Origin of the sequence: Paenibacillus sp. FSL R5-0519, from assembly GCF_037974275.1 — a bacterium.
Classification (GTDB): Bacteria; Bacillota; Bacilli; order Paenibacillales; family Paenibacillaceae; genus Paenibacillus.
The window spans coordinates 3,990,489-4,008,196 of sequence record NZ_CP150234.1 but is presented as its reverse complement, the minus strand read 5'-3'; the positions used below and the strand labels follow the sequence as shown (position 1 = coordinate 4,008,196).

At 39.1% G+C, this 17,708-nt stretch carries 25 protein-coding genes and 1 pseudogene; 24 read left to right on the top strand and 2 right to left on the bottom strand.

The features are described from left to right. The first annotated feature begins 160 nt into the window (after positions 1–160). The 20 genes and pseudogenes from MKY73_RS17905 (at position 161) to MKY73_RS17810 (ending at position 13,613) form a co-directional block, all read left to right on the top strand. Positions 161–355 carry a hypothetical protein gene (locus MKY73_RS17905; protein ID WP_339302908.1) on the top strand — a complete coding sequence of 65 codons (195 nt, stop codon included), beginning with the start codon at positions 161–163 and terminating at the stop codon, positions 353–355. 278 nt (positions 356–633) lie between these two features. Beyond that, the gene (locus MKY73_RS17900; RefSeq protein WP_339302907.1) at positions 634–1,251 is read left to right on the top strand and encodes a Type 1 glutamine amidotransferase-like domain-containing protein; all 618 of its coding nucleotides are present in this window, start codon (positions 634–636) and stop codon (positions 1,249–1,251) included. A 52-nt stretch (positions 1,252–1,303) separates the two neighbouring features. Next, positions 1,304–2,071, top strand: a complete 768-nt coding sequence (locus MKY73_RS17895) for a nucleotidyltransferase domain-containing protein (RefSeq protein ID WP_339302906.1) — start codon at positions 1,304–1,306, stop codon at positions 2,069–2,071. 195 nt (positions 2,072–2,266) lie between these two features. Continuing rightward, on the top strand, positions 2,267–2,899 hold the full coding sequence (locus MKY73_RS17890) for a hypothetical protein (protein ID WP_339302905.1): 633 nt from the start codon (positions 2,267–2,269) through the stop codon (positions 2,897–2,899). 67 nt (positions 2,900–2,966) lie between these two features. Then, positions 2,967–3,494 carry an AAA family ATPase gene (locus tag MKY73_RS17885; RefSeq protein WP_339308655.1) on the top strand — a complete coding sequence of 176 codons (528 nt, stop codon included), beginning with the start codon at positions 2,967–2,969 and terminating at the stop codon, positions 3,492–3,494. Between the two features lie 249 nt (positions 3,495–3,743). Beyond that, entirely contained in the window at positions 3,744–4,286 is a 543-nt protein-coding gene (locus MKY73_RS17880) for a GrpB family protein (RefSeq protein WP_339302904.1), read from the top strand. Positions 4,287–4,482: 196 nt separating this feature from the next. Further along, positions 4,483–5,274 carry an HAD family hydrolase gene (locus MKY73_RS17875; RefSeq protein ID WP_339302903.1) on the top strand — a complete coding sequence of 264 codons (792 nt, stop codon included), beginning with the start codon at positions 4,483–4,485 and terminating at the stop codon, positions 5,272–5,274. Between the two features lie 116 nt (positions 5,275–5,390). Next, entirely contained in the window at positions 5,391–5,966 is a 576-nt protein-coding gene (locus MKY73_RS17870) for a dihydrofolate reductase family protein (RefSeq protein ID WP_339302902.1), read from the top strand. A 157-nt stretch (positions 5,967–6,123) separates the two neighbouring features. After that, a complete protein-coding gene (locus MKY73_RS17865; protein WP_339302901.1) occupies positions 6,124–6,447 on the top strand; it encodes a hypothetical protein in 324 nt (107 codons plus the stop codon). Continuing rightward, complete coding sequence (locus MKY73_RS17860) at positions 6,435–6,719, top strand: GNAT family N-acetyltransferase (RefSeq protein ID WP_339302900.1); 285 nt, start codon at positions 6,435–6,437, stop codon at positions 6,717–6,719. Before MKY73_RS17865 ends, MKY73_RS17860 begins: the two co-directional genes overlap by 13 nt. Positions 6,720–6,886: 167 nt before the next feature. Then, a pseudogene (locus tag MKY73_RS17855) lies at positions 6,887–7,292 on the top strand (NUDIX hydrolase). Between the two features lie 526 nt (positions 7,293–7,818). Next, complete coding sequence (locus tag MKY73_RS17850) at positions 7,819–8,214, top strand: VOC family protein (RefSeq protein WP_339302899.1); 396 nt, start codon at positions 7,819–7,821, stop codon at positions 8,212–8,214. 52 nt (positions 8,215–8,266) lie between these two features. Continuing rightward, entirely contained in the window at positions 8,267–8,839 is a 573-nt protein-coding gene (locus tag MKY73_RS17845; RefSeq protein WP_339302898.1) for a helicase, read from the top strand. Between the two features lie 21 nt (positions 8,840–8,860). Beyond that, a complete protein-coding gene (locus tag MKY73_RS17840) occupies positions 8,861–9,517 on the top strand; it encodes a DUF4367 domain-containing protein (protein WP_339302896.1) in 657 nt (218 codons plus the stop codon). Positions 9,518–9,551: 34 nt separating this feature from the next. Continuing rightward, entirely contained in the window at positions 9,552–10,277 is a 726-nt protein-coding gene (locus tag MKY73_RS17835; RefSeq protein WP_339302895.1) for a metallophosphoesterase, read from the top strand. Next, a complete protein-coding gene (locus tag MKY73_RS17830) occupies positions 10,277–10,759 on the top strand; it encodes a DinB family protein (RefSeq protein ID WP_339302894.1) in 483 nt (160 codons plus the stop codon). Before MKY73_RS17835 ends, MKY73_RS17830 begins: the two co-directional genes overlap by 1 nt. 54 nt (positions 10,760–10,813) lie before the next feature. Then, on the top strand, positions 10,814–11,353 hold the full coding sequence (locus tag MKY73_RS17825; RefSeq protein ID WP_339302893.1) for an AAA family ATPase: 540 nt from the start codon (positions 10,814–10,816) through the stop codon (positions 11,351–11,353). Positions 11,354–11,466: 113 nt separating this feature from the next. Next, entirely contained in the window at positions 11,467–11,946 is a 480-nt protein-coding gene (locus tag MKY73_RS17820; RefSeq protein WP_339302892.1) for a DinB family protein, read from the top strand. Between the two features lie 83 nt (positions 11,947–12,029). Next, on the top strand, positions 12,030–12,968 hold the full coding sequence (locus MKY73_RS17815) for an acetamidase/formamidase family protein (protein WP_339302891.1): 939 nt from the start codon (positions 12,030–12,032) through the stop codon (positions 12,966–12,968). A 48-nt stretch (positions 12,969–13,016) separates the two neighbouring features. After that, positions 13,017–13,613 carry an HAD-IA family hydrolase gene (locus tag MKY73_RS17810; RefSeq protein ID WP_339302890.1) on the top strand — a complete coding sequence of 199 codons (597 nt, stop codon included), beginning with the start codon at positions 13,017–13,019 and terminating at the stop codon, positions 13,611–13,613. Positions 13,614–13,655: 42 nt separating this feature from the next. Here the strand turns inward: MKY73_RS17810 and MKY73_RS17805 are convergent, their stop codons facing one another. Both MKY73_RS17805 and MKY73_RS17800 read right to left on the bottom strand, forming a co-directional pair. Continuing rightward, positions 13,656–14,105 (bottom strand): DUF1569 domain-containing protein, encoded by a 450-nt coding sequence (locus MKY73_RS17805; protein ID WP_339302889.1) that lies wholly within the window; start codon positions 14,103–14,105, stop codon positions 13,656–13,658. A 41-nt stretch (positions 14,106–14,146) separates the two neighbouring features. After that, the gene (locus MKY73_RS17800; protein WP_339302888.1) at positions 14,147–14,620 is read right to left on the bottom strand and encodes a MarR family transcriptional regulator; all 474 of its coding nucleotides are present in this window, start codon (positions 14,618–14,620) and stop codon (positions 14,147–14,149) included. 214 nt (positions 14,621–14,834) lie between these two features. Between MKY73_RS17800 and MKY73_RS17795 the strand changes: the two genes are divergently transcribed. From MKY73_RS17795 to MKY73_RS17780, 4 genes are all read left to right on the top strand, one after another. Continuing rightward, positions 14,835–15,659 carry a methyltransferase domain-containing protein gene (locus MKY73_RS17795; RefSeq protein ID WP_339302887.1) on the top strand — a complete coding sequence of 275 codons (825 nt, stop codon included), beginning with the start codon at positions 14,835–14,837 and terminating at the stop codon, positions 15,657–15,659. Between the two features lie 90 nt (positions 15,660–15,749). After that, positions 15,750–16,682, top strand: coding sequence for a hypothetical protein (locus MKY73_RS17790; RefSeq protein ID WP_339302886.1), 933 nt, complete (start codon positions 15,750–15,752; stop codon positions 16,680–16,682). 218 nt (positions 16,683–16,900) lie between these two features. Beyond that, entirely contained in the window at positions 16,901–17,314 is a 414-nt protein-coding gene (locus MKY73_RS17785; protein WP_339302885.1) for a GNAT family N-acetyltransferase, read from the top strand. 45 nt (positions 17,315–17,359) lie between these two features. Next, positions 17,360–17,683, top strand: a complete 324-nt coding sequence (locus tag MKY73_RS17780; protein ID WP_339302884.1) for a hypothetical protein — start codon at positions 17,360–17,362, stop codon at positions 17,681–17,683. Positions 17,684–17,708: the final 25 nt, after the last annotated feature.

The window sequence follows — 17,708 nt, the reverse complement described above, 5'->3', positions numbered from 1 at the left end:
AGAGGCAGCAAATGACTATAAAGAAAAATAACAGTTTTGTAGAGTAAAATGAAATGAGAATGTAGATGTGTATCAAAGAAGTCGGGGTCAGGTGAACAGTACTGCGAACCTAACCACGTCGCGGTTGGCACTAGAAGCTACCTTAAGGTTCGCGGGCTCGTTGAATAAAGAACGAATGTTATCTGAAACGGATGAAAAGACAAATTTATTTATCTGGGGTGGTTCGGTGAAGTACACACACTTAAAAGATCTGATTCATGCTGATTTAGTTGACTATAAAGAAGTAGAAGGTATGAAGCTATTTTATGTTTTAGAATCCATAGAAAATCAAATGAACAAAATTATTCTAAATTAATTGATGTTGAAGGTGGCTCATTGATTAATCAAGAGGAGGAAAGATTTCGCTAGAGATGAATATGAAGAGTTTGGAGGGGAGATATTCAGAACTTTCAAAAGATCCAGATATGTAGATTACATTAAATTAGCGACATTTGCATCAGATGAATACCCAGGTCCATATAAACATTATGGAGTTGCTGGATTAAATCATATTGTTAACATTATATCCTCTGATGTACCTTACATAAGAATATAATCAGTATGATAAACTAATAGTTAAGGACGGGGATTTCTATGAGTAGATTGTTACTAACCTCTTGTGGTTTTTATACTGAAGATATTAAAAAACAATTTCTGGAGTTGATTGATGGAGAAATTTCTCAATTAAAGGTCTCAATTATTACAACAGCATCCCCTTCAAAAGAAACGAATAGATATGCACAAAGAGCATTTCAAGAGTTTAAGGACATGGGATTTCAGCATATCCATTTTGTAGATATTGAATTTGATGATCCCCAAATCCTCTTACATAGAGATATTATATATATCAATGGTGGAAATCCATATACATTATTGTACTACGCTAAGAAAAGTGGTGCTGATGAAATTATCAGAACATTGGCCGCACAGAATGTAATTATCGTTGGAGTAAGTGCAGGAACGCTATTATTGGGGCCGAATATTAACATAGTGGAGTTCTTTACCCCGCAGATGAACACAATGAATTTAACGGATTTTAAGGCATTAGGAGTAACTGACAAGCTTATTTTTCCTCACTATGATCGAGAGAATATATTTAAAGATAGTACTAATAAAACAATTGAAGAGAGAATAGTAGAATTTGAAGCCAATGAGAACTGTAAGGTGACAAGGCTTAAAGATGAAGAATATATATCAATCTTAATAAAATAAGAACATTCAATATAAGTAGCTCGAAGAAGCCTATTGTTTAGGAGGAGTCTATATGATATTAGAAAAAGTTATCAATAGAATTGCAATACAAAGTGAATATAAGGATTTGGTTGATAAGTATGTGGATCATATCCTTAACGAATTCAAAGATAAGATTCATAGCATTTATATGTGTGGCTCGATTCCCAAAGGAACAGCTAAACCTTTTAAGTCAGATGCAGACTTTACTATTGTATGTGCAAATCCCGAAGATATTGATTACGAAAGATTGTCAAATATCAAAGACAGGCTGTTGGAAGAATATCCATTCGTCACTAAGATAGATACGATCATTTGCTCGATTGATGATGTATTAAGTAGACCGAACGATTGGGGTTTTTGGATTAAGATCATCTGTGTTTGCATACATGGGGAGGACATTGGTGAAAAAGTACCCCCGATCATAATTTCTCCAGAATTCATTGTAGACTTGAATACAGAGACCAAGGAAGAAGTAGATCGTGTACGTCGTTCACTTTCTACTGCTAGTGATCACTCAATGAAAACTAGATATATTAAAGGTTACTCTAAGAGATTAATTCGTGCATTATACTCTTTGGTTTTAGAAGATACAGGGGTATGGGAAGATGAAATCATTAAGATGAAGGATGCCATAATAAACTATTGCTCGATTGACGGCGCTTTAGTTGAGTATCTGTATGCTTGTTACTTGGATAGCGATGTATCTGTTGAAGAGTTTCTGGAAATTGCAGATGAAGTATATGATTATTTTGAGAACGCCTTAAATAAAATGGCTGCTTCCAGAACTTCCTCTGGCTAAAAACATATTGACGATACTGGTCACGATGAGAGGCGATTTCGTCGTATAATATAGTATTCAAGCAGCGGCTCCCAACGGAGCCTTGGTCTGCTACACCTATTTTTTGGAAGCGCTTCATCAAACCCGTTCAACTAATGTTGAACGTTATGATTACAGGAACCTTAGGTAAAATAATGGTTATGAGAGGAGAATTAAATGCATATTAGAGGTGTAATTCTTGAAGGGTATTCCAATGCCGGGAAGACATCAGTCTTAAAAGCAATTAAACGATATCAATCACAAGAAGATTCAGCGGAACGGAGCGTAGTTATTCTTGGAGAACATTATTCTCAAATTTTGAACAATAAACATGGAGAATATGTGAGTCTAACGCGAGAAGAGCACATTGCGTTACTTAAAGAGCGTGTTGAAATGCTAAAGAAACTTAACGATTGGGCAATTCAACTAGGTCCTGCATCTAGAGGATCAAGGGGACTATTTTATGTTCTGGAGAGGTTTCACTTAAATCATCGAGCTGCATTTGCAGATTCGGATGTGGATGAGATAAATAAAATAGAAGAACAGCTTGAGTCTTTAAACGCCAGGTGTATTTTGCTTACAATCTCGCCCGAAGTTGTAGAAGAAAGAATTAAAAGCAGACAACCCGAAGAATGGATCTATAAAACAGAAGAAGAAGTAAGATCGTCGGTAAGTGAATTATTAAAAACCCAAAATGTATTAAGACATCAAGCTCAAATTTCAAGAGTGCCAACAATCGAAATCAATACAGACGGTAAGGATTGGGATGAGTATGTAAAGGTAATTATGGAGAGCAACGACTTCGCTTAACCGGATGTCCCAGCTCAGTCAAATACACGATGTAAAACTAACCAGAAGGAGTGATCATTTGATTATTATGATTAATGGTTCATTTGGATCCGGCAAAACCTCGACTTCTCAAAAGCTGCAGCCTCTAATACCTAATAGCATGATTTATGATCCTGAAGAAATTGGATATATGTTGAGAAAGATCATATCAGAAGAGATCTACTTGGAAGAAGAACGAACGGATGATTTTCAGGATATAGCACTATGGAGAATACTTGTAGTACAGACAGCTCAAGAATTAATGAACAGGTATAAGAAACATCTTATTGTTCCAATGACCATTTATAAGTCCGAAAATTTCAATTACATATTAAATGGATTTAGAAGTATCGATCGAGATACTTTTCATTTTTGCCTCTTAGCATCTGAAGAGACAATCAAAAAACGAATTGAAAAACGTGGAGACAAATTTGATTTTTGGTATCAGAAGCAAACAAACGCAGGTGTACTTGCATTCAAAGATATCAAATTTCAAGAACATATTGACACAGATAATAAAGAAACAGAAGAAGTTGTAAGCATAATTTTAAGAAAGATTTCAAAAATCAATTTGTAAGTAATCAACGAAATGACTGACTCCACATAACAACATGTTCATTCATCGGGCTACCATCGGTCCGGCAGAAGTTATGGGTGGATTCAAAGAGAAAAATCAAAATCAATATGAGGTGCGTAATGGATCGTACGATTATTCAAGCCTCTCTAGTTCATGAATACAACAACGTTATCTTAAACCTCTCGGGTCCAAAGGAACATTATCGTGAACATTCGTAAATACTTTATTTTTTGCGGGGGGATCTCAAGGATGCGTATAAAGTCAATAATTATTGAAGAATACAACAATGAATGGCCTGAAGTGTTTTTTGATCTGAAATCTATCTTAGAACATAAACTCGGGGATCTAGTACTCAGAATCGAGCACGTTGGTAGTACTGCAGTACCTGGACTAGCGGCAAAACCTATTTTAGATATTGATGTAGTAATTGATTCTATGGCTTTGCTCCCAGATGTAATTCAAGGATTAGAAAGTTTAGGTTACGATCATGAAGGAAATTTAAGCGTTGAGAACAGAGAAGCTTTTGTAAGGAAAGATGCAAATGTTCCCTATAGTATAGTGAAAATACAGAAACCTGAACATCATCTATATGTTTGTAATAAAGAGAGCAAAGAGTTATTAAGACATATTTCATTCAGAGATGCATTAATTAGCAATTCCGAATTTGTAGTCGAATATGCCAATCTAAAAAAAGAACTTGCTATTAAATATAGAGAAAATCGTCAGTCTTATACGGCTGGGAAGACCGAATTTGTAAATAAAGTACTAAATGAATGTGGAAAGAATTTGTAGGTAGTTCATGGGTCATGGGTATAAAAAACACTTTGCATTTGCCCTGGAACATATATAAGAAGTTCAAAGAAATCGGTATAAGGCGATACATTCAACGGGCTAAGTCTATCGATCTATTTTAAGCCGCTTGACGCTTAAACCTCAGGCATGCACAAACATTAGATGAAAACCCGATGAATTATGAGGAGGCGTTTCATTGAAGTATTCTACAGTTGTCTTAGATTTGGATGGTACATTTTTAAATTCTAAAAATCAAGTCTCTGAAAGAAACTTTGAAGCCGTACTGTCCTGTTATCAGAGCGGGATGAGAATAATCTTTGCAACAGCACGCCCTCCTAGAGCTGTAAAGTTTTTTCTTCCTAAAGAGTTGTTGGATATTGGAGCGTTTGTGTATTATAACGGAGCACAAACAATATGTAATAAATCCATGACCGAATTTTATGAATCAATTCCATCTGATTTAACTTCCGAAATCATCGATTATTGCTTACATCATTATCCGCAACTCGATCTGACAATGGAAGTAAAAGATGAATGGTTTGGCTTACGCCAATATGACTATACTACCACAATGAATGCAAGGTCTAACCCAATAGTTAAATCATTGAGAGAATTAAAACAATATGAAGCTACGAAGATATTGCTCTCAGGCAAACACCAGATTCCAGGACTTATTTCTAAGTTTGGACAGCAAGTTAATATACTGATTACGGATAAAAATCAATTGATTCAAATAATGCCACTTCAAGCATCGAAAGAGTTAGCAATTACTAGACTTTGCAATATATACAATGAAGAACTGGATTCATTGATTGTATTTGGTGATGATCACAATGATGTAGGATTGTTCAAGTCAGCTGCATATTCAATAGCAATGGGGAATGCAGTAGTTGAATTGAAAGATATTGCAGATGAAATAACAGAAACTAATGATAACGATGGAGTAGCAAAAATCTTAGAAGGATTGTGTGGAAAACAGAAACTCTAGGTCTCATCATCTAACATAACATTCGCACTATGTTAGATGAAATCAGTACAAGAATAAATAAAACATGGTATCTTGTAGTCAATACATTCCATCATATTAAAAAAGGAGAATTGAAAATGAGAAAACTCGTTTTATTTCTGCACGCTTCACTTGATGGGTTTGTAGAAGGGCCGAACGGTGAAATGGACATTGGCTGGGTTTCCTACGATGCTGATTTGGAGAAACACGCGCAAGAAGTTTTGAGTACTGCTGACACTGTCCTTTGGGGACGTGGAACTTATCAGATGATGCATAGTTACTGGCCATCCGTGTCTTCAGACCCATCAGCTTCACCGTATGAACGGAATCATGCCGAATGGATCGAAAAGACAGCCAAAATCGTATTTTCCACAACACTGGAGAAAGTGGAATGGAACAATTCCAGACTGGTGAAAGAAGATGTCGAAGAAGAGATTAGGAACCTCAAACAGCAGCCAGGCAAGGATATGGTTATCCTCGGCAGTCCCAGGTTTGCACACCACGTGATGGGTCTTGATCTAATCGATGAGTACAAAATCACAGTGTCTCCTGTCCTGATCGGTAGCGGGTTGCCATTGTTTCAAGGACTCCAAGAGAAGACCAATCTTAAACTTATTGAAAATAAAACCTTCAAGTCGGGAGCTATTGGTCTCTGCTACCAGCCGGTTAGATGACTAGCCTCGTGAAGTAGTTTGGATCACCAAATCAGTCGACGGGGCTTACTACAAACCGATAGTTATAAATGCAGCCTTTCGCATAACGTTGTGCATTCACAACGTTATGCGAAAGGCCAAGAAACGTATCAACCATGAAAATCAAAGGACGAAAGTAATGAATAAGAAGACATATCTTGTAAATATATCTTATCTAATTGACTTAACTGACGATGAATATAAAGAAATCGATGGGGATTTGACTCCTGTACTAGAGAACGAAATTACAATAAGGAAAGATCTGAAATTACAATGGGAGAGTAGTTCCTCTGTGTATCTCGATCCAGAAGTAATGAATTGCGGAAGGTGTGCAAAATGTAATTCATGGGCAACTGATAGAGAAAAACCAAATCATATGGACGAACTTAATAATGGAGCAGTTATTGAAGGGCAATTACTTTGTGATGAGTGTTTGCCAGAGGAGCATCGATGGGCTTTTTAAATCATGGATTTTATCCTCATTCGAGGAATGAGACGGAGTCCTTTTTTAGAACAATGGTTGAAGGTAAGTCGAGTAATAGAAGTTTTATTATAGCGTTTAGAGAATCACTCGAATATTTAGGTCAAATAGATCTATATAGGATAGATTGGAAGAATCGATTTGCATATTTGGCTATCGTTATAGGGAAAAAAGATCAATTGGGAAAAGGTTATGGTAGTGTAGCAATAAAAGTACTACAGAAATTTGTCTTCGAGGAATTCAAACTTAAATAGGTTAGAGCTTGAGGTATACGAATATAACGAGAGAGCATATAAAAGTTATGTTAAATGTGGGTTTAAGGAAGAAGGGAGATCTAGAAATAAGATATATAAGAAAGGTAAATATTGGGATGTTATTTGTATGAGTATTTTAAAAGATGAATTTGATAGGAGGAATTAGAATGAAATTTATCGTGTCTGCAAGTGTAATCATTCTCAATGAACATAATGAGATTTTACTCATGAAAGGTCGAAGAGGCTGGGAAGGAAATGCCTCAAGGTTGTGTTGAAGAAGGATAGACTATTAGGTAGGCAGCAGTTCGCGAAGTGAAAGAGGAGACAGGGATTGACATTGAATTAATTAAATTTTGTGGGTTGTATCAGAACATAACGCGCGGCGTATGCAACAATATATTTACTGGAAAACCGATTGGTGGAGCTTTAACTACTAGTGATGAAAGTGAAGAGGTGGGTTACTTTACTTTAGAAGAAGCTCAGCAAATGATAACATGGGGAAATTTCTATGACAGAATTCAAAATGCATTAGATGAGAAAAGCCATCCATTTTTGATTGAATTTTCAGAATAAGGGCATCCCTCAGAACAATAAATTTACGCTACTTCCTCGGTCCGAAGATAAGACCTCAATAACTTGGAGAGAAAACTACTCCTCATGACACTCCATAAGCTCTGCATTATGATAGATTCCACCTTAAAGTCGCTTCTATCTTGGTTGATGATGTTCTAGACAAACACCATTCGACCCAAGATCGGGGCACTTTTTTTTGCTTTTTACACTTCGCAAATGGAACATTGTGGGTTATATTGGATATGATTTGGTTCTATAGTAGAGAAATGGAGAGGTGGTCAACTTTGGGTTGAAAATGTACGCTTGCCGATAGGACACGTTGAACCGAGTCTTAAATTCTCTAATGAGGCCCGAAATCCACAAGATCTCTGAAAACTCCGAACAGAAATGTTAGATACAATTGCACTGGATATTGCGATTCAAAGATTTGTATGGCATGGTCAGCATTATATTGATCAAATTAAATCTTGTATAACATCGTAAGGGTGGTAGGGTCTTATGCACATCTCAATTGTGGAGGTAACATATGGGGAATGGAAAGATTCTGGGCATAGCATATAATGTGATTCCAGTGAAAGATTTAGAAGTGTCAGCCGCCTGGTTTGTAAAACATTTTGGATTTAACATTCGCCACCAGCGCGAAGGATATTTGAGTTTATTTCGGGGGAATCGACCAATTTTGGACTTGATCCAAAGCGATAATGAAACACGAGCGACATTTGAAGTGCATCAGAAAAAGAGATGGGTCATTACATTTTTCACCGACGACATTGGTTCTTTACATAACTATTTAACATCAGAGAATGTGAAAGTAGGGGCTATTAGTGATGAGGGACACTATGGGAAGTTTTTTGTGTTAGAAGATCTGGACGGTAACTTATTTGATGTGTGGGAACACCATGATTGTGAATTGAATTTTTAATGAGGAACTTTGGTCAGCTGCTATCATTTACCTAAGGATTAGGAGGATACGAATGTTGATTGAAGACGAGAAAATATATCCTGACTGTTCAGTTGAAATAAGAACTGTAGACATTGGTGGCTTAACAAAGCCACAGCTTATTCAGAAACTGGACCAACACTCTATTTTATTGAATAAATATGGAGAACAGTTGTTAAATGATGAGAGATTTGTAGTTTCCGGTACAAAGCAAAGCTTGCAAACGGTTGAGTTGACTGTCAGACAACTTGGATTTTCGGATGGTGCTACGACTTTTCAGCTCTTTCGAAGAGCAAATGAACTTGGATTGGAATGTTGTCCGGTTGAGTTAGGACCTTATCTAAGACTGCAATATTTGGACCAGCCCGAGTTATGTTCTACCAATATTTCAGAAGGCAACAAAGCTCCGTCCGGCTCCATCACCATAGCATCTGAAGCCCTTACGGAGGATATTGATTTTCCAAAAGGTTTTTATCTCAGACGAATAAACGACGAGTTGTGGTTAAGAGGGTACCTTGCGGACCATTTGCATATTTGGAGTCCTCATGATCGCTTTATCTTCTGCAGGGCTCAGCTTCTTTTCCATGAAGATCGAAAGGTACTTTGAAAAAAAAGGAGTGAAAGACCAATGGAGATTAAAAACAAAAGCGGAGATGTTCTTGGAAAAATTCAGATTGAATCCTTACGCAATAATAATGCGATCGACCGGATCGTCATTGATTTAAAACCTGGTGAGGGGAAGGCGATCTATACCGCAGATGCTATAGAGAACCAATTCACGCAACAGACCAATTATGCAGCCATTCCATGGGAAGACGGTTTGGAACAATTGCAAAGACATTATTCCCCATGGCAGCCAAAATTTCCGATTGATTCTGGTATAGATGCCATTCGTGTATTTTATGGATTTGATAATTTAACTCCACAAGAAATCGATGAAATGATTGAAGAAAGCAACAGATCAGGCGGAAATGTAGTGATACGAGACCTGAAGCCCAATAAGAAGGTTGTGGGCATCAGCATAACGTATCAAGAATATGGTGGGTATACACTTAACATTTTCGGGACAACGAAGAGCCGGATCGCATTGCCTGATCATGGTGGAACTACGGTTAAACAAACAGCTATACGTGGCGTCCAAGCATTTTATATTTTCGATAACGAAACTTCCCAATTAATATGGATCGAAGAGGATGTGCATGGGAAGGCGCTACAATATGAGATCAATGGCAGAAATATGTCAGAAGATCTTGTGATGAAGATTGCGAAATCAATGAACGGATAAATTTTGTATTAAAGCTGCTCTAAAAGGAGTTTATATGAATCGGACGATAATGGTTAGCGATATTCATGGCTGCATTAATGAGTTTGAACAATTATTACATGGTGTCAATTATAATCCCACAAATGATCAATTGATTCTGCTTGGAGACTACGTAGATCGGGGACCCAATAGCAAAGAGGTTGTTAATAAGGTGATTAAATTAGTGCATGAACATCATGCGATCGCATTAAGAGGTAATCACGATCAACGATTCGTTGATTTTATAATTGAGGGAAGTTCATTAATTAAAGCCAAGTTTATTGAACATGGAGGGCTTCAAACACTTCAGAGCTATTGTAATATTGAAGGCGCAATTTCTGATGAAATGTTGGACCAAGCAAGAGAGGCAATAAAAATGGATTACGGTCATCATATTGATTTTTTGAGTAAATTACCTTTTTACCATGAAGATGAAGCTCATATTTACGTTCATGCGGGATTAAACCCAGATTACTTGGAATGGAGGAAACAACCTGAGCTTGATTTTATGTATATCAAAGATAAATTTATTGATCATACGTTCACAAATCTACACCAAAAGATCATCTTTGGACATACAAGGACAATAGACATTCATGAAACTTCGGATGTTTGGTTTGGTGGAGATAAAATAGCCATTGATGGTGGATGTGCCTATGGAATGCAATTAAATGCTTTAATTCACGAAAATGGTTCTTACACAACTGCTGATTCAAAGTTTAATCTGAATGAGGTGAAGTGATGAGTTACAAAGCGATTCTCATAGACCAAATGAACGCCTGTTATCATGACAAGAGCTGGTTTATTCCGCTTCATGATATGTTGACAGACCTCAATGCGGCGGAGGCCGCTTATTCAAAGAATGAGGAGCAGCACTCCATTTGGGCGATCGTCAGTCATCTTATTTTCTGGAATGAGAGGTGGCTTGAGAGATATATTGCCGAACAGGTCGATGGGCTGCATTCAGTGAATAATGAGGATACATTTGACATAGATCCGTCTAACCTGAACGATGTGGAGTGGCGCAAGACATTACATAGACTGAAAACCGTCTTTGGTGATTGGAACAGGGCACTCGAAGATAGCGAAGAACAGAAACTGACCCGTGAAATACCTTCCTATTTTAACGCGCCATGGTGGGGAGTTGTATCGAATCTATGTATTCATAATGCCTATCATATTGGCCAGATCATGCTGCTCAAAAAATCCATGAAACACACGTAATACACGCTGTATTACATTTATAAAATTATACTTAAGCAAAGGAAGATGACTATCATGGAAAAAGGCAAAATTATATTTTTGAACGGTTTAACCAGCTCTGGTAAAACTTCAATTGTAGAGGCGATGCAATCATACGATGATCCGTTTTTCTATGTTGTCGCTAATGATCTTTTTGAAAATACGATCGGTGATAAACATCTTCAGACGGATTACTGGAAGTATCTGAGTGAAGCGATTGTAATGATGTATCATACAGCAAAAGTATTCTCAGACCATGGCAAGCATGTTCTGATCGATGGCATACTTGTGGAAAGACCGGAGCTCGCGCCGCATTATGAACAAGTCAAACAGATATTTGAAGGCTATCCACTGGATATTGTGGAGTTATATTGCCCCCTCGACATCTGCCGTCAGCGGAACATCGAACGTGGGGATCGCAGAGAAGAGCAATCGGATGAGCAGCATCAAATCATGGCCCAAAACATCAACTATAGCTACTCCATTGATACAAGTATGAACACACCGGAAGAATGTGCAGAGAAGATTATTGCAGCGCTGTTCAAGCCCCATCATGAACCATTGAAAAATATGTGAAGATGATATTACGAAGCTGGACATTCATGAGCATGGTGTTCCAGCTTGCTGTCTATCTGGAGAACATATAGAGTAGTGAATCATTTCAAAAAGAAAGAAGGGTAAATGTACTCATGACTAAAGATATTGAACATTTGCTTCAAACCTTTGAAGAGTGGGCGTTATTTGTCAGAACGTTGACTCATCTCGATGAGAAGACCTGGAATTCAAGCATGGAAGAAGGGAAATGGACGATAAAATCAATCGTAAGTCATATCATGTTATGGGATCGATATTTTTACAAAGAAGCGATTGAGAAGATTGCTCTGAAGCAGGCAGTTACCTCGAAACATATGAATTTTGAAGAGTTTAATCGCAAGGCTATTGAGTATGGTAACCGCACAGAGACGTCCGAAATCGTAAATAAGGCTATCACGTACCGTTATAAAATTATGAATGACATTCGAGGGTTATCGGAGGAACAGCTTCATCAGACGTATTTGGATGCAGAGGGTAACGTATTTTATATTCCCCAATATCTTAAAGATTTTATATGGCATGACCAGCATCATATGGAACCGTTGAAAAAGTATCTTACCAGCCTTGAAGCGTAAAGGATTTAGCAAGCGGTGGGCGCCATGGAATACAGCATGTGGCGTGCGCTGAATATAATATGTATCCCAAACCAGGGAGGGACATGATGACCATTTATAAGATTGAATTAACTCAGGGAAATCTAATCGGTTCATTTACCGATGAGGTAACCCCCATGTTGAGCGTGAAATCTGGGGATTCCATTCGTTTTCAGACACTGGATGCGGGCTGGGGAACGGGTGTGAGTTATGCGGAACGCATGAAACCTTTTGATCGACAAGGTGAAAAAGATGGAGGGCATGCATTAATAGGTCCGATCTATATCGATGATGCCAAGCAAGGACAGACGTTGGAGATTGTTTTCAATGAGATTGTACCCGGTCAATACGGGTTTACTTCCGCCGGCGGATATCCGAACTGGCAGAACCAGAAATTACATCTAACAGAGGTTGAAGAACTGTCGCTGAATTGGACACTTGATCGCCACACGATGAGTGGAACCTGTGAAATAAACGGGAAACTCTTCACGGTATCTCTCTCGCCTTTTATGGGTGTAGTGGGCATGCCGCCAGAGTCAGGTGGAATTCATACGACTTGGCCGCCTCGCTATTGTGGAGGAAACATCGACTGCAAGGAACTGGTGCAGGGAAGTAAATTATATTTACCTATCCCCGTAGACGGAGGTTATCTCGCGATTGGTGACGGTCATGCACGGCAGGGAGATGGTGAAGTCAGCTGTCAGGCCATTGAATGTGCAATGGAGGTTGTGGATATCACGATCAACTTGATTGATGATATGATTTTGACCAACCCTCGTGCATATACGCCATCCGGCTGGCTTACCTTCGGTTTTCATGAAGATCTGAATGAGGCTACGGTTCAAGCATTAGACGGGATGCTCCATCTGATGGGTGAGTTGTACGGATTAGAACGAGTGGAAGCGATTGCAATTGGGAGCGCGGTAATTGACCTGCGTATCACGCAAATTGTGAATGGCGTGAAGGGTGTGCATGCTGTCCTTCCACATGATGCTTTTAAGTAACTTAAGGTCTGTTATAAGTAGTATTAGATGAACTTGGAGGTCGATAAAATGAAAGGCAGACCACAGATCGTTTTAGATATCGCAGGGGTTTTGTTAAGTAATATGTCATTGACGTGCTGGAGAGATATGATTCGGGAAACCAACCTATCGGCAGAATCCCTGAAAGTACATTTTACAGGAATCAAGCGACAACTCTGGACAGGAATAATGCGAGAAGAAGAGTTCTGGCATTCTTTGAATGAGGCGTATCCCGAATTATCAATAAGCCGAGCGAAGGAGATCTTGTATAGCTCAATTGTTCCTTTACCAACGGCTCAATACCTTGAGCGATGGAGTGAGCTTGCCGATATCCATCTGCTCAGCAATCATTGTAAGGAGTGGATTGAGCCGAATCTTAGCCGTTTAAGCTCATTTACCAAAAGTATAACCATCTCTAATCAAGTGGGTTTATGCAAACCTGAGATTGAGATATACCAACGGGTCGAAACCTTCCTGGTAGCTGGAGAAGAGGTTCTATTTATAGATGATCAAGAGAAAAATTTACATTCTGCTAAGCTACTCGGTTGGGAGACTTTACTGGCCGACGAAGAAGGAGATTGGGTTAATGAAGTTGAGTCATTGCTAAGGAAGTTCATCAATGCATAACAAGTATAATCCATAAGTTCTAAAAAAATGTTCGTTTACGAATCACACTCCAAATTGCTTTAGATGATGATCTAAATGTTTATAGATGCCTATACCCCATTGCTCAGGTGTTAATCTTCCGAAAAAAGGATGGGGGTGAGAGGAGCATTTTCTTGGACCAAGACTTTGGAAAGTTGTAATCTTTTGTTTCAGTTTCTCTTTCTCTACGATAAACTCTCTGTTGTCTTCTATAATAATTGTTGGGATGGTCGACATATTATGCGGTAATGGCTTTTCGTTATAAAACATCGGTTTGGCGAACCTTCCAACGAGCCTCCCTAGCAATCCTCTAGGTGGAAAAGCATTCCCCATGGGAATGTCTTGAAATGCCGAGCAGTGTGCCAGCATTTGAGGGACCTGCATGTTTCCCCATTGAGGCTTGGAATTTGCACTGAGTCTATCAATACGCTCTACGATTTCCACAGCATGCGTTTTATTGAAAATACTTTTCATATGAACACCCCATTCATTGTTTTGGATTAGATTAAGCATTTCTAATCATTCGCCTTATTGCTAAACTGTGTAATTTCCTTTTCTAAAATTTTTCCGACTTGGCCGAGAGCATTCGTTATCTCTAATAATTGCTTCGGATCAAGGTGAGCCATAATATACTGATTCCATTCATCGTACTGTGTATAGATCGCTTCCAGCACTTCTTCTCCTTTCGCCGTTAATTCAAGCAACTTGGTTCGTCGGTCTGTCGGATGGTCTTTGTACATAGTGAGCCCTTCATCGGTTAATACATCTGCAATGCGCTGTACACTTTGGCGGGCTAGCCCCATATCACGGGCGATTTTGGCTACTGTCGGTGTACCATGTCCAATGCGACCCAATACCTGCCATCGGGCACTGCTCTGATGGAGTGGACGTGTAACGATGTCCCCCGAACGCATCAATAACCCATGAATCTGAAAGATGTAGAGGGAAAACTTGCTTAGCGGATCTTCTATATTTTGGTTGTATTTCATATGTTTATCTTAATTCATTGACAGTATACTGTCAATATTTCCGAAACGGGGTGGCTGTTCGGTTAATGGCATTGTTGGAGGACATCTTGAAATCGGTTGCGGGATGGGACAAGCCACAGGGGAACAATTGAATCATAAGGATACTTTTTACTAGGGGAGAAAAAAGTCTAAGGGTATATGTTTTATTATTCTACTTAAGAACAGGAGAGAATATATGAGTGATCCGCGTTCAACATACAGTATCCAAACGGCAGTTTTAAGTTTACAAGAGGAATTAGCGAGGTTAAAGATACAAGCGGTAATGGGATGGCCCAAAGAGTTCCGAAATCTGGAATGGTATGGTTTGAAAAATGGAATGCGTGTATTGGAGGTCGGAAGCGGACCAGGTTACATTACAGAGCAATTATTAAACAGTTTGCCTGACAGCGAGCTTACCTCGCTTGAGATTGATAGTTCACTGCAAGCACAGGCCAGAGAGCGGCTGAAAGATATTCCTTCCAAGCGATTGCAATTTGTAGAGTCTTCCATCTACCAGATGGATCTGCCTGATGATTCTTTTGATTTTGTCGTAGCAAGACTGATCTTTCTTCACTTGAACAATCCTGACGAAGCTGCACGAGAGATATATCGTGTACTGAAGCCTGGCGGTCGTCTTGCCATTATTGATGTGGATGACGGCGTTTTTGGAGCAGTGAATCCTGATGTTCCTGCTTTGCATACGGTATTAATGAAAATATCGGACTATGTGGCACAACACGGCGGTAATCGCATCATTGGCAGAAGTCTGCCGCGTCTCCTTTCTGAGAACGGATACATCGATGTTGACATTGATTCTGTCCTTCAACATAGTGATCTGTTAGGCATAGAAGGGTTTAAGCAGCAGTTTAATCTTAATCGTTTTGTACATTTTGCGGAAAAAGGTGTGATCAGTTCGGAGGAATTTGCTCAGATGCAACAAGCCTCTGATGCGATAAATCATTCGCCGGAAGCCTATGCCATGATGAATTTCATTACAGCTTGCGGCACGAAGCCCCTGTAAGAGTTGTGTACGTTTGAAATAAGCTTTACTTGCTCGGTGCTCGGACACTGTCTATGACAGACTATGCTTCCTAAGAGACGGAGGATGGGAATGAATATCGCTCAAGCTTTCCAGGAAACTGTAGTGCAAGGAGATCATCAAGGTATGATTGATTTGCTGAAAAAATATGAACAATCCAGCAGGCTATCTGTCAATGAACGAGGTTGGGTGTATTGGAATGTTTCAGATGGTTATGCCTTGTTAAGAGAGCCGGAACTGCTTTATGCAAATCACCGGGAATTCTTCGAATGGGGGAAAGAAAACCTCGCCCCCGAGCAGCTACACTGGATCGTTTCGGATTCGACACAAGCGTTGTCATTATCTCTGGGGAACTACTTTGATCATTGGATGGATTGGTATCAATATGCTTGTGATTATGCCCCGAAGTTGGATACCAACCGAGGTGTTCGATTCGAGAGCCATCGGGCTTTGGGTGGTTCGCTTTGGGTTTTGGAGAGGTACAGTGAAATGGACAGTGTGCTTGAAAATATGAACCAACTCATACAAGAAGATGTGACATGGTCAAATACTCTTTTTGCCCGAATTACATATAACAAACAGCGCCTGACTAGGCTTTATCATGCTGGGGATGTTGTCGGAGTTCAAGCTCTTGTGAACGAAACGATGGATTCGATTGATGACATCAATGTTGAAGCACTGCCCATTTCAAGAAAAGACGAAGTGGTAGGTAGCTGGGAGGATATTAATGTCTCTAGAAATTCGCAGAGAGATATCAACATTGCGTTGAACAATCTGGCCTGTATTTTAACGGATATTGAAAGGTATGAGGAAAGTATGAAATTGTTTATGCAGATACAGGAACGTGGTCACCACATGAATTCATATGGTTTTTCCAAATGGATATATTCGATATGGAAGACAAGAGGGACTGAGGCAGTTAAAGATGCATTAGCAGTTAATGCCTCTTATGAAATAGCTGATCTTGTAAAACATACTCCTGAACTATTAGAGATCAAAGGTTAGCATAAGGTGATTGGAGTTGCCAGAGGTTTGCACAACAACGTGAAAGGAGTGATGTCATATGAGAAACAATACGAATCTGAGTAGAAGAAATAAAGTTGCAAGAGGTGTTTTGGTCTAGCGCAGAGGATCCAAGGAAGGGTTCAAGGGATTCCTCTGTGTATTTTTCACGAGGAGGAATTTCAAACTATGATTCATTTAAAAGGTGTGTCAGTGGATAATTGTATGCATGTACCCAACTGAATGTAACTGAAGAACAGAAAAAAAGTTTTCCTGCACCGATTGTATATTGGATTGCTGAATCCAAGGTAATGGAAGACTTTCAGCCCAGGGCCATTTATTTTGATTCGGATCTGGTTGGTTTTGCTGTCTACTCGGATCAGCCGGATCATGAGGATAACTTCTGGCTTCTTGCTCTAATGGTTGATAAAAAATATCAGGGCAGAGGTTATGGAAGAGAAGCCCTTAGGAAGTTGATTGATCTAATGCAAGAATCGCTGAGTTGCAAACGCATCATGATTGGACACAGGCCGGAAAATGGTATCGCAGGAAATCTGTATGAATCACTTGGTTTTCAGAGAGTAAGTGAAGGGCTGATTGATGGCGAAGTTGTTCGGCTTCTAAGATGCAAGTAGTGCCAAAACACACGCAATTTGGATTGTAAAGGAGGTAGCTTGTCTTTGAAGCATATACACATTATTTTCTCATTACTCTTTATCATGTTAGGCATTGTGATTATTACGATCTCAAAAATAATTGAAGAGGTGATTCCCAAACTAGGGTATGCAGCATTCCAGTCAGCAGCAGCTGGCAGTTATGATTCGAGTGCTTATCAAGTGAATTTTGAACTGAATTATTGGATGGGCGCGATATGCATTTTGGGTGGAGTTATCTGTTTATTAGCTAGAATGAATTGGGTTCAGAACTCCATCCGTGAAATGAATATAAGAAACAAAGCGTTTGATGAAACTCATCATTATGATGACACAAGAGAACTGAAATAAGTTATGATATGACATAAAAAAAGAA